This window comes from Corynebacterium sp. KPL4015, from assembly GCF_040225725.1.
Taxonomy (GTDB): domain Bacteria; phylum Actinomycetota; class Actinomycetes; order Mycobacteriales; family Mycobacteriaceae; genus Corynebacterium; species Corynebacterium rhinophilum.
Map to the genome: position 1 here is coordinate 59,373 of NZ_JBEHGF010000006.1, position 26,333 is coordinate 85,705.

The 26,333-nt window shown below is 58.8% G+C and carries 18 protein-coding genes and 1 pseudogene; 8 read left to right on the forward strand and 11 right to left on the reverse strand.

The window, feature by feature from the left end:
• The 4 genes from ABRP64_RS03730 to amaP are packed head-to-tail and all read left to right on the forward strand — an operon-like array spanning nt 1 to nt 2,452.
• Nucleotides 1-195 carry a hypothetical protein gene (locus ABRP64_RS03730; RefSeq protein WP_023025176.1) on the forward strand — a complete coding sequence of 65 codons (195 nt, stop codon included), beginning with the start codon at nt 1-3 and terminating at the stop codon, nt 193-195.
• Entirely contained in the window at nt 195-1,325 is a 1,131-nt protein-coding gene (locus ABRP64_RS03735) for an Asp23/Gls24 family envelope stress response protein (protein WP_284770915.1), read from the forward strand. Before ABRP64_RS03730 ends, ABRP64_RS03735 begins: the two co-directional genes overlap by 1 nt.
• A complete protein-coding gene (locus tag ABRP64_RS03740; RefSeq protein WP_284770914.1) occupies nt 1,318-1,884 on the forward strand; it encodes a DUF6286 domain-containing protein in 567 nt (188 codons plus the stop codon). The genes ABRP64_RS03735 and ABRP64_RS03740 overlap by 8 nt, the downstream gene beginning before the upstream one ends.
• Nucleotides 1,877-2,452 carry an alkaline shock response membrane anchor protein AmaP gene (amaP, locus tag ABRP64_RS03745; RefSeq protein WP_284770913.1) on the forward strand — a complete coding sequence of 192 codons (576 nt, stop codon included), beginning with the start codon at nt 1,877-1,879 and terminating at the stop codon, nt 2,450-2,452. Before ABRP64_RS03740 ends, amaP begins: the two co-directional genes overlap by 8 nt.
• Here the strand turns inward: amaP and ABRP64_RS03750 are convergent.
• On the reverse strand, nt 2,441-3,139 hold the full coding sequence (locus tag ABRP64_RS03750; protein WP_284770912.1) for a hypothetical protein: 699 nt from the start codon (nt 3,137-3,139) through the stop codon (nt 2,441-2,443). The two genes, amaP and ABRP64_RS03750, sit on opposite strands and share 12 nt — an antisense overlap.
• Before the next feature lie 347 nt (nt 3,140-3,486).
• On the opposite strand from ABRP64_RS03750, the pseudogene ABRP64_RS03755 reads away from it, so the two are divergent.
• The 4 genes and pseudogenes from ABRP64_RS03755 (at nt 3,487) to ABRP64_RS03770 (ending at nt 9,190) form a co-directional block, all read left to right on the forward strand.
• Nucleotides 3,487-4,470 (forward strand): annotated as a pseudogene (locus tag ABRP64_RS03755) (ABC transporter permease).
• Entirely contained in the window at nt 4,471-5,463 is a 993-nt protein-coding gene (locus ABRP64_RS03760) for an ABC transporter permease (RefSeq protein ID WP_349865464.1), read from the forward strand.
• Complete coding sequence (locus ABRP64_RS03765) at nt 5,460-7,343, forward strand: ABC transporter ATP-binding protein (protein WP_349865465.1); 1,884 nt, start codon at nt 5,460-5,462, stop codon at nt 7,341-7,343. Before ABRP64_RS03760 ends, ABRP64_RS03765 begins: the two co-directional genes overlap by 4 nt.
• Before the next feature lie 146 nt (nt 7,344-7,489).
• On the forward strand, nt 7,490-9,190 hold the full coding sequence (locus ABRP64_RS03770) for an ABC transporter family substrate-binding protein (RefSeq protein ID WP_349865467.1): 1,701 nt from the start codon (nt 7,490-7,492) through the stop codon (nt 9,188-9,190).
• A 542-nt stretch (nt 9,191-9,732) separates the two neighbouring features.
• Here ABRP64_RS03770 and tuf read toward each other — a convergent pair.
• From tuf to rpoB, 10 genes are all read right to left on the reverse strand, one after another.
• Nucleotides 9,733-10,923: an elongation factor Tu gene (tuf, locus tag ABRP64_RS03775; protein WP_005276884.1), complete on the reverse strand. Its 1,191-nt coding sequence runs from the start codon at nt 10,921-10,923 to the stop codon at nt 9,733-9,735.
• Nucleotides 10,924-11,313: 390 nt separating this feature from the next.
• Entirely contained in the window at nt 11,314-13,443 is a 2,130-nt protein-coding gene (gene fusA, locus ABRP64_RS03780; protein ID WP_023016729.1) for an elongation factor G, read from the reverse strand.
• A gap of 318 nt (nt 13,444-13,761) precedes the next feature.
• Nucleotides 13,762-14,229 (reverse strand): 30S ribosomal protein S7, encoded by a 468-nt coding sequence (gene rpsG, locus ABRP64_RS03785; protein WP_023025169.1) that lies wholly within the window; start codon nt 14,227-14,229, stop codon nt 13,762-13,764.
• Nucleotides 14,230-14,235: 6 nt separating this feature from the next.
• Nucleotides 14,236-14,607 carry a 30S ribosomal protein S12 gene (rpsL, locus tag ABRP64_RS03790; protein WP_005276879.1) on the reverse strand — a complete coding sequence of 124 codons (372 nt, stop codon included), beginning with the start codon at nt 14,605-14,607 and terminating at the stop codon, nt 14,236-14,238.
• Nucleotides 14,608-14,870: 263 nt separating this feature from the next.
• A complete protein-coding gene (locus ABRP64_RS03795) occupies nt 14,871-15,422 on the reverse strand; it encodes a nucleoside/nucleotide kinase family protein (protein WP_284770907.1) in 552 nt (183 codons plus the stop codon).
• A 26-nt stretch (nt 15,423-15,448) separates the two neighbouring features.
• Nucleotides 15,449-16,219 carry an energy-coupling factor transporter transmembrane component T family protein gene (locus ABRP64_RS03800; RefSeq protein WP_284770906.1) on the reverse strand — a complete coding sequence of 257 codons (771 nt, stop codon included), beginning with the start codon at nt 16,217-16,219 and terminating at the stop codon, nt 15,449-15,451.
• A complete protein-coding gene (locus ABRP64_RS03805) occupies nt 16,212-17,639 on the reverse strand; it encodes an ABC transporter ATP-binding protein (protein WP_349836970.1) in 1,428 nt (475 codons plus the stop codon). The genes ABRP64_RS03800 and ABRP64_RS03805 overlap by 8 nt, the downstream gene beginning before the upstream one ends.
• A 13-nt stretch (nt 17,640-17,652) precedes the next feature.
• A complete protein-coding gene (locus tag ABRP64_RS03810) occupies nt 17,653-18,267 on the reverse strand; it encodes an ECF transporter S component (protein ID WP_284770904.1) in 615 nt (204 codons plus the stop codon).
• A 364-nt stretch (nt 18,268-18,631) separates the two neighbouring features.
• Nucleotides 18,632-22,627 (reverse strand): DNA-directed RNA polymerase subunit beta', encoded by a 3,996-nt coding sequence (locus ABRP64_RS03815; protein ID WP_349865469.1) that lies wholly within the window; start codon nt 22,625-22,627, stop codon nt 18,632-18,634.
• Nucleotides 22,628-22,759: 132 nt separating this feature from the next.
• A complete protein-coding gene (gene rpoB / locus ABRP64_RS03820) occupies nt 22,760-26,254 on the reverse strand; it encodes a DNA-directed RNA polymerase subunit beta (protein WP_349865470.1) in 3,495 nt (1,164 codons plus the stop codon).
• Nucleotides 26,255-26,333: the final 79 nt, after the last annotated feature.

The window sequence follows — 26,333 nt, forward strand, 5'->3', positions numbered from 1 at the left end:
ATGAAAAATTACACCACATTGGGCATTGTTATCGGCCTGCTACTTGCCTTCTTTTTGTACTTAGGTTGGGGTTGGACGCTGCTCGCCGTGCTGCTTGCTGCCGTCGGTGGCCTCTTGGGTTCCCACTTTGATGGCCGGATCGACCTCAGCGCCGTGTGGAATGGCCTCATTGGCAAGGAGAAAGGCCAAGGCTAATGTCAGAAGGTTCCACTCAGGGCCACACGCGTTTCTCGCTGCGGACCATGGAACGAATCGTGACCGCCGCAATTGCTAGCGTGCCTGGCACAAAAGATTTAGATGCCAAGCTTGCTGGCATTGGCGGACGCGGTTATCCACGGGTTTCGGTACAGATGGATCCAGAGCGTGAGGTCGCCGCCGTGAGCGCGACCATCGCTGTGGTGTGGCCATCTCCGGTTACCGCAGTCGCGGAAAGTACGCGTGCCGCCATTTCAGAGGCTATTGCTGCCCATACCGGCTATTCCACCACCCGCGTTAATGTCACCGTCGGTGAATCGATTCCGGGTACTCGCGTTACCGCAGAACAGCTTGCGCAGCGTCCTGCCGCTTCAGCTTTTACCCCTGAGGTCACACCTTCTACCGTGACCCAGCCTGTTACTCAGGACTCGGTCGAAGTGCGAAGCATCGAGACTCCGGAAGAAGCCGCAGTCCGCAATGTCGACACCCCGCAAGAGGCGGAAATCCGCGAAATTTCTTCTGGAAAGGAAGTTGCGGTTCGCGGAGTATCGGTGCCCTCTGGTGACACGCCAGTGCGCTCCGTCGATACGCCGCGGGAGGCACCGGTGCGCAGTATTTCCGCTGATCTTCCGGACCATCAGCTGCTAGAAATTAGCGCTCCAGAAGATCACGAACTACGCCGTATCGTCGAACCGCGCCCAGAGCACGTACGAAGCGTTCGCGCTCCGCGCCCTGGCAGGTTGCTTCCGAGCGGACAGGTACGCCCCTTTGTCAAAAAGGCAAAGGTCTCTGTCCCCCGTCCGCAGCCTTTGCGCAAAATCGAGATCGACAATACTGAACAGAAAAAGCGCGTTCGCGTTGCCCGCCCGGCTCCCCTTCGTAAAGTGCAGCCGCCGCGCCCGCAGCCACTGCGCAAGATCGAGATCGATAATTCCCGTAGCGAGCAGCGCGTGCGAACCGCTAGACCCGCGTCACTGCGCAAGGTTCAGGCCCCGCGCCAGGAATCGCTAAAGCGCATCGAGGTATCGCCAGCTAGCCAGCGCCCGTTGCACGTCTATGCGCCACGGCCCGAGCCGCTGCGTGCTATTTCCATTACCCCGTACCACGAGCAAGGAGGCAATAATGGCTGAAATGAATTTGCCTGAGCATTTCGGGCAGCAGCCCAAGGCGTCTCCTGCAGTTCGCACGTGGACCGTAATCCTGGGTTTTGTGCTGCTTGTCATTGGCGTTGTGGGGGTACGCGAAACCTGGCTTGTCGGCGCGGACGCTAATGCCCAATCGTGGGTCCAGCCGGTCCTCGATCTTATTGCCACCGAGCAATTAGAGACGTGGATGATCTGGGCGGGCGTGGGTTCCATCGTGGTTGGTCTCATCTTTGTATTCGCTGCGGTAAAGACCCGTCGCAATACCCACACTCAGATCACTTCTGAGTCCGCTTCCATGTGGATGCGGCCAGTTGATGTCGCACGATTGAGCTCTGCTGCAGCACGCCGTGTTCCGGGAGTCGCTTCCGCGCAGACTTCGGCTGATACCAAGAGCGCGAAGGTCACCGTCAATGGCGATGAGCAAGACTCCGATTTGCCTGGGCGCGTGGAAAAGGCTGTCAACAGCGCTTTAGAGGTCCTTGCAGACCCACCAAAGGTCACCGTAGCCGTAGAGAAGATTCCGGAGATGGATAATCATGTCTAAAAAGCTTGCTACCTTTGACCGAATCCTCCTCGGCCTGCTCGGAATTATCCTCATCGCGCTAGGCGTATGGCCAATCCTCATTAACTTCAATGTGGAATTTGCTGAGTACTTGGCCGAGTGGGTAGACCACGATACGTGGCGCACTTTAAGCGAAAATAGTTGGTGGGTCTGGGTCTTGGCTGGTGCCTCTGCCCTGCTGCTCATCATTGGCTTGTGGCTCATCGTCGTGAACCTGCGTCACCGCCGGTTTAATAATGTGGACTCCGCAGCCTCCAATGAACAAGGCGCAATCTCTGCATCCATGAACGCCATCGCCACCGCGGTGGCCAAGGATCTGGACTCGCGAGATGGTGTGGAACGCGTGGACCGCTTGGTTGCGTACGACCGCGCCCGCCCAACGCTGCAGTACACGGTGGTTGCTAACCCAGATACGCCGCTGGAGCGCTTGACCAACGCTGTGGAAACTAATGAACGCGACTTCCGTGAGGCATTCCCGAATGCTGACCTGGATACCAGCTATAAGCTGCACTTCACCAAGGTTAAGCCGATGAAGGATTTAGCTGAATAAGGGGTTTGGGGTCTCTGCAGCAAGGACCTCAACCACCTTACCGAGCCGCGCATAATCGCCGCCCTCGAGGAGTACTTTCAGCTCCTCGCCAGGGCGGCATTTTTCTATCCTTTTCCACGCATAATCGTGGGCCACCACCCGCCGATTTCCCTTATGAAAGAGATGCAATCCGTGGTCTAGAACTGCAATCTCGTCCTCGAATCGAAGAACATAGACAAAGTCTCCCAACTCGTAGCGTTTAAGACCGCTGAGTTCTGGTAGCTGTTCAGACAGACGCATGATACTGGAGACGATTCCAAGGCGGTGTTCAAAGCCCTCAGTATCCGTAACCACGAAGGGCCGGCCAGGCCCTGTTGGCCTAATCGCACTATATGCCCACACAACCGGCTGTGTATTCGCGCGGCGAACAATGATGCGGGAGGCATCGGCGGTGATGCGGCAGGTGGGGGCATCGCTAAGCACGAGCCACTCACCTGTGCCCACGCGACCATCCTCAAGGGGCAATAACGGCGGATGAACTTCGGCCTGTCGCTCCAACTCAGCGACCAACTCCGCGTCGCTCACGCCCCAGCCGATGCCCCGGTTGGCCAATAAGGCAAAAAGCGTAGGCAGGCTCAAATCGGGTTGCCCCTCCCACGCCTTGCGCAGCGCTGCCAAGGTCGGGTCAATGCGAGTGGGATCTTCCATAAGCAACTAGCCTACCGAGCCCTTCCGCCCTAATACAGCCGCGGAGGATCACCCCACTCGGGCTGATTGGTTACCCCCGTTGTCACTTATTTTCAGTTAATCGTGTCTTATAACTGTTGAACAATTTAGGTTTTTAAATCTGCAGCTGAATCCCATTTTTCTTTTTAGCGCCTTAAGTGTCTACACTGAAAAAATACCTATTGGTTGATTGGCGATGTACATCACGGGGCTATGTGAATTGTGCCCTTGCTTATATCTTATTAGATTGGTCACATACAACGACTCCATCGTTGGCTTCATATTTATTCGCACTGTTTCCTGCTTAACCGCGCACGGAGAATTTCCCCATGACAAAGTATTTGATCAAAAAGATCTTGGGCTGGTTACTCATGATCTTTTTAGCCACTAACTTGGCTTATTTCTTGGCAGCCTCGTTTTTGGACCCGCGTTCGAACTACACCGAGCGCCGTCCACCACTTTCAGATGAGGAAATCAATAACCTCCTCGAGCCCTATAACCTCAGCCCAGAAACCCCACTTTTGGAGCGCTGGTGGACCTAGCTGACCAACATCATCACGAAGTGGGATTGGGGTCAGTCTCCGGTAGGTGAGATGGTGAACGAGGAGATCAGCTACCGCATTTGGGTGTCCGCGCAGCTACTCTTGCTTGCGACCATCCTGTCCATCGTTATTGGTGTAGCGGTTGGTGTATACACCGCCTCCCGCCAGTACAAGACCGGTGACCGCGTGTGGCAGGGAATTTCCATCATTGCGATGAATACCCACGTGGTTGTTGCTTCCATCGCCGTCGTGTGGGTCGCGCTGGAAATCAACGATCTGACCGGCAAAAAGATCTTCTACGTCGTCGGTTCCAAGTCCCTAGGGGTCGAGGGATTCTTCCCCAAGCTCCTAGATTCCGCACAGCACCTCGTCCTGCCCACGATTTCCCTGGTGATCATCAGCTACGCCAGCTACCACATGACCCAGCGCACGCTATTGCTCGATAACCTCGATGCGGATTATGTCCGCACCTCACGCGCAAAGGGACTTACCCGCCAGCAGGCCATCCGCAAGCACGCACTGCGCACCTCCATCATCCCGGTGGCCACCTCCGTCGCATTCTCCGTACCCGGCATTTTCACCGGTGCCGTGATGACGGAGCGCATCTTCGGCTGGAACGGTATGGGCCAGTACTTCATCCAGACCATTAGTAAGAACGACATCAATGGCGCGGTAGCCGTAGCGGCATTCGGCGCCGCGATGACGGCCGTGTCCGCCGTCCTGGCAGACCTCGTTGTTGTCGCCTTGGATCCACGAGTAAGGGTGAGCTAAATGACAAATCCCAAAGAACCAAAGATGTCCAAGAAACAGCCCCGTGGCGAGGTTTCTACGCGCACCGAGGTCGTCTCCGAGGATCCTTTAAGCAATGAGGAAGCCGAGCGCATGGCCACGCTGCCGGAGGTCCCCCGCGGTACTTCCCGGTACAAGCTGTATATTCGCCGCTTCTTCCGCAACAAGCTAGCCACCGTTGGCGTCATCATCCTGGGCTTTCTCATCTTTGCCGCCCTTTTTGGCAATTTCTTTGCCCAGTGGGACTACACGGAACCGGACTTCCTCGCCCTATCTGAGCCACCGAGCCCCGAGCATTGGTTTGGTACCAACGATTCCGGCAATGACCTCTATGCCCAAACCATCCACGGCCTGGGCAGGTCCCTGACCATTGCAATCGTGGTGTCCTTCGCCACGCTGGTCATTTCGGCCTTCGTCGGCTGCGCCGCAGCCCTGTGGGGCGGATTTGCAGAAAAGGCCGTCCTCGCGGTTATCCACTTCCTGCTTTCCATCCCAACCTTCCTGCTCATCGCCCTTGTGGTGGCAGACTCCGGCGGTGACTGGAAGCTTCTGATGGTCGTCCTTATCGCCTTCGGCTGGATGTACCAGGCCCGCGTGATTTGGTCCCTAGCACTTACCGTCCGCGAGCAGGACTATGTCCGCGCTGCAAGCTACATGGGTGTATCCAAGATGCGCACCATCGTCCGCCACGTCATTCCAAACATTGGTTCGCTGCTTATCATCCAGTTCGTCTTCGGCGTTGTGGGCACCGTGGGCTCTGAGACCGCACTGTCCTTCCTGGGCTTGGGCGTGAAGCTTCCCGATGTCTCCCTCGGTACCTTGCTGCAGGGCGGTACTGCCTCCCTGCAATCCGCCCCATGGCAGTTCTACTTCCCCGCCGCTACCTTGACGCTGCTGACCGTCTCCATGGCATTTATTGGCGATGGTCTGCGCGACGCACTCGATCCCAACTCCAATTCCGGAGGTAAACTATGACTTCGCCTATCTTGTCCGTCAATGACTTACGCGTCAGCTTTCCTTCTGAAGCAGGTACCGTCTCTGCGGTGCGCGGTGTGAGCTTTGATTTGCACCCCGGCCGCACCCTGGGCATCGTCGGCGAATCCGGTTCCGGTAAGTCCGTGACTTCCATGTCCATCATGGGTCTACTGCCGGAATACGCCAAGGTTGAAGGATCCGTGAAATTCGAGGACCGCGAACTCCTCGGGCTTTCTGATAAGGAAATGTCGAGCATCCGCGGCAATGGCATCGGCATGATCTTCCAGGATCCGCTCTCCGCGCTGACCCCGGTCTTCGATATTGGCTCGCAGCTGGTAGAGGCCATTCAGGCCCACCAGGACATCGGCAAGAAAGAAGCCCTGAAGCAAGCCACCGAGCTGCTGGATCTGGTGGGCATCCCCGAGCCCCACCTGCGCCTGAAGTCCTTCCCGCACGAGTTTTCCGGCGGTATGCGCCAGCGCGTGGTCATCGCCATTGCGATTGCGAATAACCCGCGCGTGCTCATCGCGGATGAGCCGACGACGGCCCTCGACGTCACCATCCAGGCGCAAATCCTGGACGTCATCCGTCTGGCGCAGCGCGAAACCGGCGCCGCCACCATCATGATTACCCACGATATGGGCGTGGTGGCAGAAACCGCTGACGATGTCATGGTCATGTACGCCGGCCAACCGGTAGAACACGGCGATGTCGATACCATCTTCTCCAACCCCCGCATGCCCTACACTGTAGGACTACTTGGTTCTACGCCGCGCCCTGATTCCTCGGCCTCGGAACCTCTGACCCCCATTGAGGGCAACCCACCGGTCTTGGTGAACCTAAAGGATCGCTGCCAATTCGCCCCGCGCTGCCCCGTAGCGCAGGAGGCTTGCCTGTCCGGCGAGCCGAAGCTGCTTCCGCTCAAGGATGAATCCGTATCCCACCGCAGCGCTTGCCTCCGCGCGCCGGAGATCCACGACCGCAAGATCGACGGCGAGCTGATGTTCAAGCCGCCGCAGCTTGCCGATGGCATCTTGGCCGACGTTCCCCGCGCGGATCGCAAGACCACCCTCGCCGTGAACGACTTGCGTAAGCAGTTCCCGCTTACCAAGGGCGCTTTGATTAAGCGCAAGGTAGGCACCGTCAAGGCCGTTGACGGCCTCACCTTCGATATCCGCGAAGGCGAGTGCATGGCCATCGTTGGCGAATCTGGCTGTGGTAAGACCACCACGTTGCTGGAGATCATGGATCTGGACCCTGAAAACGGTGCCGTTGTCCTCAATGGCAAGGATGCCAATGGCATGAGTGGGTCCGAGCGCCGCGAGGCCCGCAAAGACATCCAGATCGTCTTCCAGGACCCAATGAGCTCGCTCAACCCCCGTCTGACCGTACGCGAAGTCATTGCGGAGCCGCTCAACTCGCTGGGCTTTGATGGCGATGTCGATGCCCGCGTGAACGAGCTCATGGGACTGGTCGGCCTCGACTCCTCGCAGCTGGACCGCTTCCCTAGCCACTTCTCCGGCGGCCAGCGCCAGCGCATCGGCTTGGCACGCGCCCTGGCCACGCGCCCTTCGGTCCTTGTGCTGGATGAGCCAGTCTCCGCCTTGGACGTGTCCATCCAAGCGGGTGTCATTAACCTCCTCGAGGACCTCAAACGAAAGCTGGGCCTGTCCTATCTCTTCGTCGCCCACGACCTTTCCGTTGTGCGCCACCTTTCGGACCGCGTTGCGGTGATGTACAAGGGCAAGTTCGTCGAGTCCGGCTCGACGGATGAGATTTTCGATAACCCGCAGGATGACTACACCAAGAAGCTTCTGGATGCCATCCCGAATCCGGATCCCAAGGTTGCCCGCGCACGCAGGGAAAAGTCCCGGGCCTAGCTCCTTCGAGCCCCGCACTCTTTCCATAAAGTGATTGCGGACACAAATATAAATATTGTAAAGTAATTCACATAGTTGCAGTAGACGGTTACCTATTCGGCCGTCTATGCCAACTTCGTCTTCATCTCACGCAAGGAGTAATCCCCATGAAAAAGTTCGGTCGCTTCCGCATAGCAACTGTTGCCACTCTCTCCGCCACCGCGCTCGCACTCACCGCCTGCTCGGGTTCTGGTGACGGTGGCGACTCCTCCAACAAGGCTGTCGGCGGTCTCGAAATCGACGTCAAGCCCACCGGTGACTACAACGAAAAAGAACGCGATGAGATCAAAGACGGCGGCGAGCTGACCCTCGCCCTTGGCGAGCTGACTGAACAGCAAAACAGCTTCCACGCCAATATGACCACGGATACCCGCACCGTATGGAGCTGGTACAACCCGCAAATGGCGCTCTTTGACGGCGAGGGTCACTACACCCCGAACCCCGCGTACCTGGACTCAGTAGACGAGTCCACCGAGGGCGATAAGACCGTCGTGACCTATGACATCAACGACGACGCCACCTTCAATGATGGCACTCCCATTGACTGGACCGCTTTCGAGAACACCTGGCGTTTCAATAACGGCAAGGACATGGACGTCCAGGTCAATTCCACCGACGGTTACGAGTTAATCGAATCCGTGGAGAAGGGTGAAAGCGACAAGGAAGCCGTGGTCACCTTCGAGAGCCCATACCCATGGTGGCAGGGACTTTTCAACGACATCCTGCACCCAGCGATCGATACCGCCGAGAAATTTGACCAGGAATACTTGGGCAAGCTCAACCCACAGTACGGCGCGGGCCCATTCAAGGTGGAAAACTCCGACTTCCGCGGCGGCACCGTGTCCTTCGTGCCCAACGAAAAGTGGTGGGGCGATGAGCCAAAGCTGGACAAGGTCAGCTACCGCGCGATGGAGTCCCAGGCAACCATCAACGCTTTCCAGGCTGGCGAAATCGACGCCGCCGGCGTGGGCAGCAAGAACAACCTCACCATCGCCGCCGACATGGGCGATTCCATCGACGTCCGCGCAGCCACCCGCCCGGCCAGCGTCCTGTTCACCTTGAACTCCAAGGCCCCACAGCTGGCTGATAAGGATGTTCGCCACGCAGTCTTTGCAGCCATCGACCGCGACCAGCTCGCAGAGATCCGCTACAACGGCCTGGGCTATGAAGAGGAAATGCCTGGCTCCCTGACCCTGTACCCAACCCAGGAAGACTACAAGGACAACCTTTCTGAGGTTCTCGAGTACGACGTTGAAGAGGCCAAGAGCCTGCTGGAGGACGCCGGCTACTCTGAGGGCGATGATGGCTACTACGCAAAGGACGGCGACAAGCTGTCTCTGCGCTACGTTCTTATCGGCGATGACGAGGTCTCCAAGTCAACGGCTACCGCAGTCCAAAAGATGCTGAAGGACGCCGGCATCGAGCTGAAGATTGAGGAGCGCCCGAGCTCTGACTTCTCCAAGATCAGCAACGAGCGCGACTTTGACCTCTTCCTCTCCGGTATCGCCGCAAGTGACCCATTCGGCCCAGCATTCTTTGGTCAGACCTACGCCAGCGACTCCACCCTCAACAAGTCCGGCACTGGTACCGAGGAATTCGATAAGAAGATTGAAGAGATGCAGAAGCTGCCGACCCGCGATGAGCAGATCGAGCGCATCAACGAGCTCGAGTCCGAAGCCTTCGCAGAATACGGAATGCTTCCGTTCGCCAACGGCCCACAGATGGTCGGTTTGAAGAAGGGCATCGCCAACATGGGCGCCCCTGGATTCGCCGTCATCCCTAAGGAAAACATCGGCTGGGAGAAGTAATAACTACTTCCCTCACTAGGTAAAGGCCTTCCACTACCTGCCTGCAGGTGTGTGGCAGGTCTTCCTATGTTTTGGGTATGTTGAACTCTGCAAACAACACACAGGACCCAACTTAAGGAAACAAACTCGCTGCCCACGCGAGGGCAGCGAGACAGGCTCGCGTTGGCGGCCCATTAGCCGTCAGCGCAGACCGTCCTGCAGCTTATCGGACTCGCTACTACACGGGTGCCCTAGAGCCACCACATTGCGACTCCTACCTAAGGGCGGCCCGCGCCTATGGCGCTTGCAGCTAAAAGCCTCCGAGATGGCCTCTACCCTGGCACAGCCATATCGCTGCGTTCAGGCCTCTAACGGCGTGAGTAGGTCTTAAGCTGGCCCTACAGTTCCCTCGGAGTGCCGCAAAAAGCCACTAAAGCACCAGCACTGCCTGTAGCCAACGACCTCTCCAAATCAAGGCGCGAGTAGGGATCAAAAGAGTCCGCCACACCGGTATGCGGTGCAGCGGACTCTTAAAGCTCTACTGAGCGGTTACGTAGCCTCGATTAGTCGAGAACCTTGGTAACGCGGCCAGCGCCGACGGTGCGGGAGCCCTCGCGGATAGCGAAGCGCAGGCCCTCGTCCATAGCAACAGGCTGGATGAGCTCAACGGACATCTCAACGTTGTCGCCAGGCATGACCATCTCGGTGCCCTCAGGCAGGTTCACAACACCGGTAACGTCGGTGGTGCGGAAGTAGAACTGAGGACGGTAGTTGTTCATGAACGGGGTGTGGCGGCCGCCCTCTTCCTTCTTCAGGACGTAGACGGAACCCTCGAACTTGGTGTGAGGGGTGTAAGCGCCCGGCTTGATAACAACCTGGCCACGCTCAACGTCCTCACGCTTGGTACCACGCAGAAGCAGACCACAGTTGTCGCCAGCCTCGGTGTAGTCCATCATCTTGCGGAACATCTCGATACCGGTAACGGTGGTGTTCTGGGACTTCTCCTGGATACCGATGATCTCAACGTCCTCGTTGACGTTCAGACGACCACGCTCAACACGGCCGGTAACAACGGTACCGCGGCCGGTAATGGTGAAGATGTCCTCGATAGGCATCAGGAACGGCTGATCGGTAGCGCGCTCCGGGTCAGGGATGGAGTTGTCGCAGGCATCCATCAGGTCAACGATGGACTGTACCCACTTCTCGTCACCCTCGAGTGCCTTCAGAGCGGAGATGTGAACGATAGGAGCTTCCTCATCGTAGTCCTGCTCTGCGAGCAGCTCGGAGATCTCCATCTCCACGAGCTCGATGATTTCCTCATCATCAACCATGTCGCACTTGTTCAGTGCAACGAGGATGTAAGGAACGCCAACCTGGCGAGCAAGCAGAACGTGCTCGCGGGTCTGCGGCATCGGGCCATCGGTTGCAGCAACAACCAGGATAGCGCCGTCCATCTGAGCTGCGCCGGTAATCATGTTCTTGATGTAGTCGGCGTGGCCCGGGGCGTCAACGTGTGCGTAGTGACGCTTCGGGGTGGAGTACTCCACGTGGGAGATGTTAATGGTAATACCGCGCTCCTTCTCCTCAGGAGCCTTGTCGATCATGTCGAACGCGAATGCCTGGTTCTCCTCAGGGTACTGGTCAGCCAGAACCTTGGTGATCGCTGCGGTGGTGGTGGTCTTGCCGTGGTCGACGTGTCCGATGGTGCCGATGTTTACATGCGGCTTCGTACGCTCGAACTTCTCCTTTGCCACTGTATGTCCTCCTGGACTATATGGTGGCTACGACCTTCGCAGCCACGTGGTTGACAGTTGTCATTGGCACCTGACCCACTATCTGGGACAAAGCGCTAATGACGCTTTCTTTACGTGCCAGTTACACGATCCTAGATTTATCCCGCGGTTTTTTCAAACCGCCATTATAGGAGGTAACCCCGCGAATCTTCGCGGCCATTTCCCTCAACAAGAGTCTCAAATAAAGGATCCTGGGAGGGTAACGGCCGGCTCAATTCACAACCACTGGTTTTAGCTGCAAACTCAGCCCGCCGCTACCCTGGCCCAGTTGCCACATTTAGCGGTGAGGCTGGCATCTACTGGCAGAGACTACCAGCCCTTAGCCACCGCTGAACGGGCGGGGCGTCGCTATTAGTTAGCGCCGCCGGTGCGCTCTTCGATGATCTCCTGAGCCACGGAGGAAGGGACCTCAGCGTAGGAGTCGAAGACCATGGTGAAGTTAGCGCGGCCTGCGGTGGAAGAACGCAGGTCACCGATGTAGCCGAACATCTCAGACAGCGGAACCTTAGCCTTGACGACCTTGGCACCGGAGCGGTCTTCCATGGCGAAGACCTGACCACGACGGGAGGAGATGTCACCGTTAACGGTACCCATGTACTCCTCAGGGGTAACAACCTCAACGGCCATCATTGGCTCCAGCAGAACCGGCTTTGCCTTGGCCATAGCTTCCTTGAATACCTGGGAGCCGGCCAGCTTGAAGGCCATCTCAGAGGAGTCAACGTCGTGGTAAGCGCCGTCTTCCAGCGTTGCCTTGATGTTGACCATCGGGAAGCCAGCCAGGTAGCCGTACTGCATTGCGTCCTGGATACCAGCATCGACGGAAGGGATGTATTCCTTCGGCACGCGGCCACCGGTCACGGCGTTCTCGAAAGCGTAGGTTGCGGACTCGCCCTCTTCCAAGGTCTCTGGGTCCGGGTTGTACGGCTCGATGGTGCAGATAACCTTTGCGAACTGACCGGAACCACCAGTCTGCTTCTTGTGGGTGTAGTCGATGGACTCCACCTTGCGGCGAATGGTCTCGCGGTAAGCAACCTGTGGGTTACCGATGTTTGCCTCGACCTTGAACTCGCGCTTCATGCGGTCAACCAGCACGTCGAGGTGGAGCTCGCCCATACCACCGATGACGGTCTGGCCGGTCTCATCATCCAACTCAACAGTGAAGGTTGGGTCCTCGGCAGCGAGCTTCTGGATGGCGTTACCCAGCTTCTCCTGGTCGGCCTTGGTCTTCGGCTCGATGGAGACCTTGATAACCGGGTCCGGGAAGTCCATGGACTCAAGAATGATCTGGTCATTCTTGTCACACAGGGTGTCACCGGTGGTGGTTTCCTTCAGACCAACAACGGCGTAGATGTTGCCGGCGTCAGCCTGCTCCACCGGGTTCTCCTTGTTGGCGTGCATCTGGAAGAGCTTACCGATGCGCTCCTTCTTGCCCTTGGTGGAGTTCATGACCTCGGTACCAGGGGTGACCTGGCCGGAGTACACGCGCACGAAGTTGAGCTGACCGAAGAACGGGTGAGCTGCAATCTTGAAGGACAGTGCGGAGAAGGAAGACTCAACGGAAGGCTTACGGGTAAGCTGCTGGTCCTCATCGCCCACAGCGTGGCCGATAACCTCGCCCACGTCCAGCGGGTTAGGCAGGAAGTCCACAACAGCATCCAGCAGTGGCTGGACACCCTTGTTGCGGTAAGCGGTACCACAGTAGACCGGGTAAATCTCAGAGTTGATGGTCAGCTTGCGGATGCCGGCCTTCAGCTCGTCGATGGAAAGCTCTTCGCCGCCGAAGTACTTCTCCATGAGTTCTTCGTCAGACTCTGCAACGGCCTCAACCAGCTGCTCGCGGTACTGCTCAGCCTTTTCCTTGAGGTCCTCGGGGATCTCCTCGTAGGTTGGCTCTGCACCGGTCTCGACCTTGCCGCGCCAGGTGATGGCCTGCATGTTCAGCAGGTCAACAACGCCGTCGAAGTCATCCTCAGCGCCGATAGGCAGCTGCATAACGAGCGGCTTAGCGCCCAGGCGCTCAACGATGGTGTCAACGGTGTAGTAGAAGTCTGCGCCCAGCTTGTCCATCTTGTTGACGAAGCAGATACGCGGAACGTCGTACTTAGCAGCCTGGCGCCACACCTGCTCGGACTGTGGCTCCACGCCTTCCTTACCGTCGAAGACGGCGACGGCGCCATCGAGGACACGCAGGGAGCGCTCAACCTCAACGGTGAAGTCAACGTGACCCGGGGTGTCAATGATGTTGATCTGGTTGTTGTTCCAGAAACAGGTCACGGCAGCGGAGGTAATGGTGATGCCGCGTTCCTTCTCCTGTGCCATCCAGTCAGTGGTGGATGCACCGTCGTGGGTCTCGCCCACCTTACGGTTGATACCGGTGTAGAAGAGAATACGCTCGGTAGTGGTCGTCTTACCAGCATCGATGTGGGCCATGATGCCAATGTTGCGGACCTTGTTCAGATCCTTGAGCACTTCTTGTGCCACGTTTATACCCCAACTTAATAGTCGTCGACGCCGTGACCAGAAACCTGGCTAAGACGCCTGCATGGATAAGTTCTTGAAAAGTTTGCCATTGAGTGGCCGTGCTAGGTGCCCAGTGGCTCCTAGACTTCCATCGCTTCAGTGTACTGGACATAAAGCGAATGCGCTGGACTAGGCCAGCTGCGCTGGTCTAAATCACACCCGGTGCCACCAAAATGGCCCAAGCAAGAGATATGAAGTTTTGTGTCGCCGCCGGGAAACCCGGAAATCAGCGCGAAACTCGTTTCTCGTTGCTTAGGCCAATGATGCAGGTGCTGAAAATTACCAGCGGTAGTGAGCGAAGGCGCGGTTAGCCTCAGCCATCTTGTGGGTATCCTCGCGGCGCTTCACGGAAGCGCCGAGGCCGTTGGAGGCATCCAGGATCTCGTTGGAGAGACGCTCGATCATGGAGTTCTCGCGACGCTGGCGGGTGAAAGTCACCATCCAACGCAGTGCCAGGGTGTTGGCACGGTCCGGGCGAACCTCGACCGGCACCTGGTAGGTAGCGCCACCCACGCGGCGGGAGCGAACCTCGAGGTCTGGGCGGATGTTGCCCAGGGCCTTTTCCAGGGTGCCAACCGGGTCGGTGCCGGTCTTCTCGCGGCAAGCCTCAAGCGCGCCGTAGACGATGCGCTCTGCGGTGGACTTCTTGCCGTCCTGGAGGATCTTGTTGACGAGCATGGTTACCTGCTCGGAGTTGTATACCGGGTCCTTTACTACAGGACGCTTCGGAGCAGCATTCTTACGCATTGTTTATTACTGTCCCTTCTTTGCGCCGTAACGGGAACGAGCCTGCTTACGGTCCTTGACGCCCTGGGCATCCAGGGAGCCGCGGATGATCTTGTAACGAACACCTGGAAGGTCCTTTACACGGCCGCCGCGAACGAGGACCATGGAGTGCTCCTGCAGATTGTGGCCCTCACCTGGGATGTAGGCCGAAACCTCGATACCGCTGGTAAGGCGCACACGAGCAACCTTACGAAGAGCGGAGTTCGGCTTCTTCGGGGTGGTGGTGTACACGCGGGTGCACACGCCACGACGCTGCGGGGAACCCTTCAGCGCAGCGGTAGAAACCTCTTTGCGCTTGGTCTGGCGGCCCTTGCGGACCAGCTGTTGAATAGTTGGCATTAAACAGTCTTTCTGTCGAATTGCACCACTTCTTAAGAAGGGAACCAAACATGCAAAAATAGGCGCTCTTTCCCGGGGCGCTTCCGCATGTCCAGAACTCTTCCCAAGGCGGGTGCCTTGTTAAGGATCAGACTTTTCACTATGTTCTTTGCGCGCCATATTCACACAGGGTGCACAATACATAGTGAACTAGAGATAAGACTAGCAAAGCCAGCGCTATGAATACAAAACAGGGAATGTATCCTGCCGGCGGCGCGGAGGAGCTACTCCCACTCCCACGTCAGGTCCGGCTCTGCGGCCTTATCATAAAAGTAGGATTTCTCCTGCTCTTCCCAAGTGCTAAACCACTTCTCGTAGGCCGGCTCCCGCGCAATCGCGCGCTCATAGCGCTGCTCGCGGGGGCCATCGATGCGCACGGTCACCACCGCGCCGCGCTTTTTCGCCGCCGCGATATTATCCGCGGTCACGGAGCCAACGCCTTCAACAATGAGGTCATCACGAACGTCGAGGCTTGCCCAGTCCCCGGGGCAATTGGCCTCCCAATCCCAGCGCCAATAGCCAGGGTTCATGGTGCGCAAGACCTGCTCGCCCACCATCTCGGAGCCCTTTTCCAGGCCATGCCAGCCGGGATAGAATTCATCGAGGTGAACCACCCGCCAATTGGTGCGATCCGCCAAGGCGGCGGAGGTCCAGGTTTTGCCGGAGCCCGAGGGGCCATCGATAAGCACCGTGATGGGTTTAAACGCACGCTTTCGCGAGGCTGCTAGCTTAACGATGTCCTCCAAGAGGCGCTCTTGTTCGGCATCAATGTCCATAGTGCTTGAATCACTGCTTTCGCGGATTAAAGGCCAAAGAATCTCCAGGCCCCAGTAAGTACCGAAGTTACCACCGGTACACAAGCAAGGGCGAGGCCGCAGGCCATCACCCACCCATCGCGGGCGTGCAACCTGGATTCTCGGGCCCAGGTCCGCTCCCCTCCTCCGGGTGGGGTGCGCCCGAAACCGCGCGCTTCCATCGCCGTCGCGAGCTTGCCGCCGCGGCGCAGGGCAATCACCAACAGGCCAAAGGACATCGTGAGCAAGTGCTTGAAGCGCCCTTCATCCGTGAGCCCACGGGCTCGGCGCGCCATGCTGAGCGATTGCCAATCCGATTTCAAGAGCGTCATCATGCGCACGCCGGCCACGGCGCCGATGACGAAGCGGGAGGGAAGGCGGAGGATCTGCGAGAGGGCATCGCCAAGCTCGGTGGGATCGATATCGCGTGCGAGCACCACCGTTGGTAGCGCGACCGCGAGCACACGCAGCGTGATCGCGATGGCCAAGGTGACCGAATTTTCCGTCACCGTAATAAGCCACCAGCTGAAGTACTCCTCTCCACCGGGCGCGCCATAGAGCAGCATGGAAATGCCCGAGAGCGGGGCGATGAGGAATAAGAACCAGCCGGCCTTCCACAAGCGCACCCAGGAAACGCCACACAGCGGCGCCAAGATGAGCGTCAGGCTTAGCGATATCGCCGCCGATACCCAGTCGATGGAGGCAAGCAGCGGCGTGACCCAGACGAACATCAAGAAGATGCGGGTCAGCGGGTTTACATTGCGCAAGAGATTAGGCACCGCGCACCTCCACCTGATAATCGCCCAAGGCCGCCATGAATTGTGGGTCATGGGTAATGGAGGCAATGGTGGTGCCGTCATCGGCCAATTGGCGCAAAAGGCCCACCAATTCCACAAAGGTGCCGGGATCCTGGCCAAAGGTCGGCTCGTCCAAAAGCAGCACCTCCGGCGCGGTGACCAGAGCCGTTGCTACCGAAAGCCGGCGTTTTTCGCCCCCGGAAAGCGTGAAGGGATTGGCCTTCAGCAAATGCCCCAAGCGCAACGATTCCACCAGTTGCGCGATGCGTTTTTCTGGGGGATCAACGCGCATGACCTTAGGAGCGACCCGCAGTTCTTCTTCCACGGTGCGCGAGACAAATTGGTGTTCCGGATTTTGGAATACGAAGCCAATGCGGTCAGCCAATTCGCGGGATTTCCACCGGGAAGGAGGGCCCTTCACGCCGCGGCGGATGAAATCAGCAACCCCGATTTCCCCGGACTCGGCAGGCAACAGCCCCGCCATTGTCATCAGCCACGTGGATTTTCCCACGCCATTGCGGCCAGTGATGACGGTCGAGGCGCCCGCCGGCAGGGAGATAGACCGCGGCGGCCCATAGCGGGTGACCAAGTCCTTGCTCCACAGCGCCGCAGTGGACTCTGCGAGCGCATCGCTTCCCAGCGACCGCGCCCGCGGGAGACCGGTGACCTGGCGCTTGCGGGCGACGTCAGCAAAGGGGCCATCAGAAATAATGCGCCCATCCTTCAGCTCTACCGCGCGGTCCAGCACGCTTTCCCACGCCGCATGCTGATGCTCGACTACCACCAAGGTGGCACCGGTGTGCTCCACTAGCTTGCCGACGGCCCGCACCACGTCCTGCGCGCCTTCCGGATCCAGGTTAGCGGTCGGCTCATCCAATAGGACCACGCCCGCGCCCATGGCGATAACCCCGGCGAGCGCCAAGCGTTGCTTTTGCCCGCCGGACAGATGCTCGGTGAGAAAATCCAGGTCCACATAGGGGCCAACTAGGTCTTGAGCCTGTTGCACCCTGCGCCAGATCTCCTCGCGCGGATACGCCAGGTTCTCGCAGCCAAAGGCGATATCATCGCCCACGCGCGCGGAAATGACCTGCGAATCCGGATCCTGGAGGACCAGCCCCACCGGAATGGTCCGCCCCGGCTCTTCCACCGTGCCCGCAGAATCCTCCAAGGTAATCTCGCCGGTGCGCGTGCCTTCCTCATCAGAGCCCAAGACACCTGCCATCGCCGCCAATAGCGTCGACTTACCGGAACCGGAGTCCCCGCAAAGCAGGATCTTCTCACCGGGATCGATGACGAGGTCTATGTCCTGCAGCGCCGGTTGGGAGCGCCCAGCGTGGGTCCACCCATAGCCGCGAGCCGAGATTTTTGTGGCATTTCCCGTGAAGTGTGAAAAATCAGTCACAGCGGTCTAAGCCCTAAGCGCGCTGTTCGCGGCCTACTGCAAAGCGGTCAAGGGCACCGGTCTTAGCCAATGCCTTCACCAGGTAAAAGCCCAGGGCGCCGGCCAAGATGGCACCGGAAATGGTCAACGTGACCAAGTAGATCACATTGAACTCGAAGGACTTCGCGAGGTTACCGGAGGTAAACAGCTCTAGGACGAAGGCACCCCAGCCTGCTGCCATACCGGCCAGGATGGTAACGCCAAGGTTGAACTGGCGGTACATGAAGATAGCGAGGATGATTTCCACACCAATACCCTGCGCCAGGCCCGAGTACAGGGTGCTAATGCCCCACTGCGAACCCAAGACGGCAGACACGGTAGCGGCGAGAACCTCCACGTACACCGCTGCACCCGGCTTGCGGATGACCAATCCACCCAGAATGCCACCAAGCAGCCAGATACCGGTGGCCAAGCCACCAAGCCCCGGCGTGAGCGCATCCATGGCCTCGTACCAGGCATAGCCCACGGCATTCCAGCCCAAGAATACGAAACCACAGGCAACACCCAAGACGGATGCCACCACAATATCCACCACGCGCCAGTCCAAGTTGCGCTTTGGTGTTGCGGCCCCAGCAGTATTAGCAGTCATTGTTTTCTCCCTCTCGCCGGAATTACCCGGATCAGGTTCAACGGTTCACCGCGTTATATCGCAGTATCTCAGCCTTCATTTCTGTGCCTGTGCGGCTTGTGCGCCCGCGGGCCCACAGATTCTGAAAGCTCCCGTGTAATGGTGTAAATCAAGTAGTCCAAGGCCCATATTTTACTTATCTGGGCCACAGGCTTTACTCATACTAGCAGGCACATATACCAGTCCCCGCAATCGATTCCGCGGCCGAATTGGCATACGCAACCGCGACAACGAACCTCAACGACACGAGCCCCCGCTTACCGTTACGCACGGAAGCGGGGGCTCTGACTGGACGCGGTACCGCGGGGCACACGCGCTCTAGGACTTAGAAGGTGAAGTCCTCATCTAGCGGGACGGAAGCGCCGGTGAATTCACCGAAGCCATCATCGCCGTAGATGGAATCGCCGTAAGTCGGAATCGAGTATGCGGCGTTGCGCGCAGCCTCGGTCGGCTTGACGGAGATATTGCGGTAGCGCGAGATACCGGTACCGGCCGGGATCAGCTTACCGATGATGACGTTCTCCTTGAGACCGATGAGCTTATCGGAGCGCTTGTTAATAGCGGCATCGGTAAGCACACGCGTGGTCTCCTGGAACGAAGCTGCGGACAGCCAGGACTCGGTAGCCAAGGAGGCCTTGGTAATACCCATAATTTCCGAGCGCAGCTGTGCCGGCTCGCCGCCTTCTGCGACCTGTGCAGCGTTCATCTGCTTGGCCTCAGAAAGGTCGATCAGGTTACCCGGCAGCAGCTCCGTGGTACCGGCGTCGATGACGGTACCGCGGCGCAGCATCTGGCGGATGATGATCTCAATGTGCTTGTCGTGGATGGCCACACCCTGGGTGCGGTACACGGCCTGCACCTCGTTGATGAGGTGCTGCTCCACGCCGCGACGGCCCAGGACCTCGAGCACGTCGTGCGGGTCAGCCGCACCACGCATCAACCGGTCACCGGTCTCAACGTGGTCGCCGTCCCGCAAGGAACGCTCGATCATCGCATCCGGGTTGGACTCCATCGGGCGACGCACCTGGGCCAGGCCCTGGCGCTTGGACAGCTTCTCGTAAACCACGTCATCAGAGCCGTCATCCGGGGTGATGGTCATGGTCCAGAAGTTACCCTCATCGGACAGGGACACGGTGCCGTCCACGGCGGCAATCGGTGCGCGGTTCTTCGGGTTACGGGCCTCGAAGAGCTCCTGAACACGCGGCAGGCCACCGGTAATGTCGCCACCGACACCACCCTGGTGGAAGGTACGCATGGTCAGCTGGGTACCAGGTTCACCAATGGACTGTGCAGCCACGATGCCGACGGCCTCGCCGATGTCGACCAATTGACCAGATGCCATGGACTTGCCGTAGCACTTAGCACAGACACCAGCCGGGGTCTGGCAGGTCAGCACGGAGCGAACCTTGACGTCGGTGACCTTGGCATCGAGAAGCTTCTGCGTAAGCTCCTCGGTCAAGTCTGCACCAGCCTCTGCGACGACTTCGCCGTTCTCGTCCTTGACGTCGGTGGCAAGCACGCGACCGGAAGCGGAGGTCTCCCACAGCTCGGAGAGGACGACCTTGTCGCCTGATACCTCGCCGATAGGAACGCGCACGCCCTGGCGGGTGCCACAGTCCTCTTCGCGGACGATGACGTCCTGAGCGACGTCCACCAGACGACGGGTGAGGTAGCCAGAGTCAGCGGTACGCAGCGCGGTATCGGCCAGACCCTTGCGGGAACCGTGGGAGTTGTTGAAGTACTCCAGCACGGACAGGCCTTCGCGGAAGGAGGTCTTAATCGGACGGGTGATGTAATCACCGTGCGAGTTCACAACCATGCCCTTCATACCGGCCAGCGTCCAGATCTGACGCATGTTACCGGCAGCACCCGACTTCACAATCATCGGAATTGGGTTGTAATCCGGGTAGATGCTCTCGACGGCCTCACCAACGGTGTCGGTAGCATCCTTCCACAGCTCAACCAGGCGGTCATAACGCTCGCGCTCCGTGAGAGCACCCTGCTCCCAGTACTTACGCTCGATGCGCTCTGCTTCCTTCTCATAAGACTCGAGGATCTCGGTCTTATTCGGCAGCACCAGCACGTCAGACATCGTAATGGTCACACCGGAACGGGTTGCCCAGTAGAAGCCAGCGTCCTTCATGTTGTCCAGAACCTGGGCCACGGTGATCATTGGGTACTTGGTGGCCAAGTCATTGACCACGTCACCAATGAGCACCTTGCCGTCGGTGCCGCCGCCCTTGCGGACCATGATGCCCTCAAGGTACGGGTAGTTCCACGGCAGCAGCTCGTTGAACATGATGCGGCCGATGGTGGTGTAGCCCAACCATGCCTGGCCCTTGGACCAGCCATCGGGGAAGAGCTCTGCCTCGATGTCCTCTGGCGGGCGCAGGTGATCGATGCGGACCTTGATCGGTGCCTGAAGACCAACCGTGCCACGGTCGTAGGCCATTAGGGCCTCGGCGTAGGAGGAGTACACGCCAGTAGCCGGGTAATCCTCGCCAGCCTCGCGGTAGCGACCGTTGCCGCCGATCTCGTCCTCTGCCTTGTCCATGGTGAGGTAGTACAGGCCGGTCACCATGTCCAGACGCGGCATAGCCAGCGGCTTACCGGATGCCGGGGACAGAATGTTGTTGGAAGCCAGCATCAGCACGCGAGCCTCTGCCTGTGCTTCTGCGGATAGCGGCAGGTGAACTGCCATCTGGTCACCGTCGAAGTCGGCGTTGAAGGCCTCACAGGCCAGCGGGTGCAGCTGAATAGCCTTACCCTCAACCAGCTTCGGCTCGAAAGCCTGAATACCCAGGCGGTGCAGCGTAGGTGCACGGTTGAGCATCACAGGGTGCTCAGAAATGGCCTGCTCCAGCACGTCCCACACCTCTGGGCGCTGGCGCTCCACCATGCGCTTTGCAGACTTGATGTTCTGGGCGTAGTCGTTTTCGACCAAGCGCTTCATAACGAAGGGCTTGAACAGCTCGAGTGCCATGAGCTTCGGCAGACCACACTCGTGCAGCTTGAGCTGGGGGCCGACGATAATAACGGAACGACCGGAGTAGTCCACGCGCTTACCCAGCAGGTTCTGGCGGAAACGACCCTGCTTACCCTTCAGCAAGTCAGACAGAGACTTCAACGGGCGGTTGCCCGGGCCGGTAACCGGACGGCCACGACGGCCGTTATCGAAGAGCGCGTCCACAGACTCCTGCAGCATGCGCTTCTCGTTATTCACGATGATCTCTGGTGCACCCAAGTCGATCATGCGCTTCAGGCGGTTATTGCGGTTGATAACGCGGCGGTACAGGTCATTCAGGTCCGAGGTGGCGAAGCGGCCACCGTCCAGTTGCACCATCGGGCGCAGCTCAGGCGGGATAACCGGAATAGCGTCCAGCACCATGCCTGCCGGGTCATTGCCGGAGTTGAGGAATGCGGCAACAACCTTGAGGCGCTTAAGCGCGCGCATCTTCTTCTGGCCCTTGCCGTTGTTGATGATCTCACGCAGCTCCTCGGCCTCTGCCTCGAGGTCGAAGTTGCGTACCAAGGTCTGGATGGCTTCTGCACCCATGCCGCCGGTGAAGTAATCCTCGTAGCGGTCAACCAGCTCTTCGTAGATGGTCTCATCGATGACCATCTGCTTCGGAGCAAGCTTCAGGAAGGTGGTCCAGATTTCATCCAGGCGTGCGACTTCGCGCTCGCCGCGCTCGCGGATGTGCTGCATTTCCTTATCGGCAGCGTTTTGTACCTTCTTGCGGGCATCGGCACGCGCACCGGCTGCCTCCAGCTCAGCCAGGTCGGACTCGAGCTTGGAAGCGCGCTCTGCGATCTCGGACTCGGTATCGTCCTCAACGTCCTTCTTCTCCAGCAGCATTTCCGCTTCCAGGGTGGACTGATCGTTGTGGCGAGCCTCTTCATCAACGGAGGTGATGATGTTGGCAGCGAAGTAGATGATGCGCTCAAGGTCCTTCGGAGCCAGGTCCAGCAGATAGCCCAAGCGGGAAGGAACGCCCTTGAAGTACCAGATGTGGGTTACCGGAGCAGCCAGCTCGATGTGGCCCATGCGCTCACGGCGCACCTTGGACTTGGTGACCTCAACGCCGCAGCGCTCACAGATGATGCCCTTGTAACGGACGCGCTTGTACTTACCGCAAGCACACTCCCAGTCACGGGTGGGTCCGAAAATGCGCTCGCAGAACAGGCCGTCCTTTTCCGGCTTCAGCGTGCGGTAGTTAATGGTCTCGGGCTTTTTAACCTCGCCCTTAGACCAGCGACGGATATCGTCAGCAGTGGCCAGACCGATGCGGAGCTCGTCGAAGAGATTTACGTCAAACACGTAATGTCTCCCTTTCATCCTCGTTTTATGAGGAATTGATGGCTTTTAATGAATTAATCTTTATTGCCCGCTCGCGGCGGCCCCGGTGATAAACACCGAAACCGTGCATTCCGCGGTGGACCGAGAATCTATTTAGGCGATGTCAGCGGAAGAACCCTCATCGCGGGACAAGTTAATGCCAAGCGATGGGCTATCCATGTCATCGTCATCAGAGCCAGACAGCTCCATCGGGGTGCCGTCGGTGGAAAGAACTTCCACGTTCAGGCACAGGGACTGCAGCTCCTTGAGCAACACCTTGAAGGACTCAGGGATGCCCGGATCTGGAATGTTGTCGCCCTTCACGATGGCCTCGTAGACCTTCACGCGGCCTACCACGTCATCGGACTTGATGGTCAGCAGCTCCTGCAGGGTGTAAGCAGCACCATAAGCCTGCATTGCCCACACCTCCATCTCGCCGAAGCGCTGGCCACCGAACTGAGCCTTACCACCCAGTGGCTGCTGGGTAATCATGGAGTAAGGACCAGTGGAACGAGCGTGAATCTTCTCATCCACCAAGTGGTGCAGCTTGAGCATGTACATGTAGCCCACAGAGATGGGGTACTTGTACGGCTCGCCCGAGCGGCCATCGAAAAGCGTGGCCTTACCGTGCTCGTTGACCAAGACGTCGCCGTCGCGGTTCGGGCGGGACGATGCCAACAGGCGCTCGATCTCGTGGTTGGTAGCACCATCGAAGACCGGGGTGGCGGTCAGGGAGTCCCCTGGGACATCGTAAAGCTCTTCCGGCAAGGTCTTGAGGAGCTCAGCGTTAGCCGGATCCTCGGTATCGACCTTCCAGCCGGCGTGAGCCAACCAACCCAAGTGCAGCTCAAGCACCTGGCCGATGTTCATACGGCGCGGCACACCGTGGGTGTTCAGCAGGATGTCCACCGGGGTGCCGTCCTCCATGAACGGCATATCCTCTGGCGGCAAAATCTTGCCCACAACACCCTTGTTGCCGTGGCGGCCGGCCATCTTATCGCCGTCCTGGATCTTGCGCTTTTGCGCAACATAGACGCGGATCATCTCGTTGACGCCAGGTGCCAAGTCGTCATCATCATCGCGGGAGAAGCGAGCAACGCCAATGACCTTGCCCACCTCACCGTGCGGAACCTTCATGGAGGTATCGCGAACCTCGCGGGCCTTCTCACCGAAGATGGCGCGCAACAGGCGCTCTTCCGGAGTCAGCTCGGTCTCACCCTTCGGGGTGACCTTACCCACCAGGATATCGCCGGCACGGACGTCAGCACCGATGCGGATGATGCCGCGCTCGTCGAGGTCGCTCAAGACGTCCTCGGAGACGTTTGGAATCTCGCGGGTGATTTCCTCGGCGCCCAGCTTGGTGTCACGAGCATCGATCTCGTGCTCCTCGATGTGGACGGATGTCAGGATGTCCTCTTCCACGATGCGCTGGTTGAGGATGATGGCGTCCTCGTAGTTGTGGCCTTCCCACGGCATGAACGCAACCAGCAGGTTGCGGCCAAGCGACATCTCGCCGTTGTGGGTACCCGGGCCATCGGCCAAAACCTGGCCGGCCTCTACGCGCTGACCCATGGACACCAGCGGGGTCTGGTTGTAGTTGGTGCCCTGGTTAGTGCGCTCGAACTTGCGCAGGATGTAGGTATCGCGCTGGCCCTCATCGTCCATGATGGTGATGACATCAGCGGTGACGTTTTCCACCACACCGGCCTTTGGCGTGATGACGACGTCGCCAGCGTCATAAGCAGCGCGCTGCTCCATACCGGTACCCACCAGTGGGGCCTCGGAACGAACCAGCGGAACCGCCTGCTTCTGCATGTTCGCACCCATCAAGGCACGGTTAGCATCGTCATGCTCCAAGAACGGAATCATGGCGGTACCAACGGAGACCATCTGGCGCGGGGAAACGTCAACGTAGTCCACACCGGAGGCATCGGTCACTCCGATGTCACCCTCCTTCAAACGGACCTCGATGCGCTCACCGATCAGACGGCCTTCCTCGTCCTGCTCCACCTCGGCCTGAGCAATAGCGAAGCGATCCTCCTCATCAGCGGTGAGGTACTCAACCTGATCCGTAACCTTGCCGTCAACGACCTTGCGATACGGGGTCTCGATGAAGCCGAAGGAGTTCACGCGGGCGTAGGACGCCAGCGCACCAATCAGGCCAATGTTCGGACCCTCAGGGGTCTCAATCGGGCACATGCGGCCGTAGTGCGAAGCGTGCACGTCTCGCACCTCAATGCCGGCGCGCTCACGGGACAGACCGCCTGGGCCCAGCGCAGACAGGCGGCGCTTGTGGGTCAGGCCGGACAGGGAGTTGTTGTGGTCCATGAACTGCGAGAGCTGCGAGGTACCAAAGAACTCGCGGATGGCAGCAGAGACCGGACGCACGTTAATCAGGGACGTCGGCGTAATGGACTCGGCGTCCTGGGTGGTCATGCGCTCGCGCACGACGCGCTCCATGCGGGACAGGCCCACGCGGACCTGGTTCTGGATGAGCTCACCCACGGTGCGCAGACGACGGTTACCAAAGTGGTCGATATCGTCGGTGTTCAGTGAGATCATCTCGCCGTTTGGCGCCTTCATCTCACGCTCGCCAACGTGCAGGCGTACCAGGTACTCCAAGGTGACGGCGATGTCTTCTTCAGTCAGGGTCATCAGACCGTCGTGGTCGCCGCCAAGGCCCAGCTTGCGGTTGGCCTTGTAGCGGCCAACCTTGGCGAGGTCATAGCGCTTAGCGCGGAAGAAGGAGTTATCCAACAAGGACTGCGCCAGCTCACGGGTAGGCTGCTCGCCCGGGCGCTGCTTGCGGTAGATCTCCAGCAGCGCTTCATCGGTATTGGAAACGCCGTCAGATTCCAGGGTGGACATCATGAGCTCAGAGAAGCTGAAGCGCTCCCTGATCTGCTCCTCGGTCCAACCCAGCGCCTTCAACAGGACGGTCACCGGCTGGCGGCGCTTGCGGTCAATGCGCACGCCGACGGTATCGCGCTTGTCCACGTCAAACTCCAGCCAAGCACCGCGGGAAGGAATAATCTTCACGGAGTGCAGCGGGCGTTCGGTGGACTTATCGATGGAACGATCGAAATACACGCCCGGGGAACGCACCAGCTGGGAGACGATGACGCGCTCGGTACCGTTCACGATGAAGGTACCCATATCCGTCATGATCGGGAAGTCGCCGATGAAGACGGTCTGCGACTTAATCTCTTGGGTGTCGTTATTAATAAACTCTGCGGTCACGTACAGCGGCGCGGAGTAATTGATGTCCTTTTCTTTACACTCATCGACGGTGTTTTTCACCGGCTCGAAGCGTGGCTCCGACAAGGACAGGGACATATTGCCCGAGTAGTCCTGAATCGGCGAGAGCTCTTCGAGGATATCCTCAAGGCCACTCGTCACGCGTGCGTCATCGCCGCGCTCAGCCTGCTCACGCTCGCGCCATTCCGGCGAGCCGACGAGCCAAGCAAAGGAATCGAGTTGTACGTCAAGGAGGCCCGGCAGGGCGATAGGCTCGCTAATTTTCGCAAACGAGTATCGCTTCGGGGCTCCGGGGATATTGGCCACTGACTTGGTCTGGCGGGAGACTGCCAAGATGGGTCCTTCCAGCACCTCACGCGGATTGCTACTCGCCCTGGCCGACGAGCAGCAAAACCGCTGGTAATTTTAGCATTCGGTCTGCTGTGGAGTG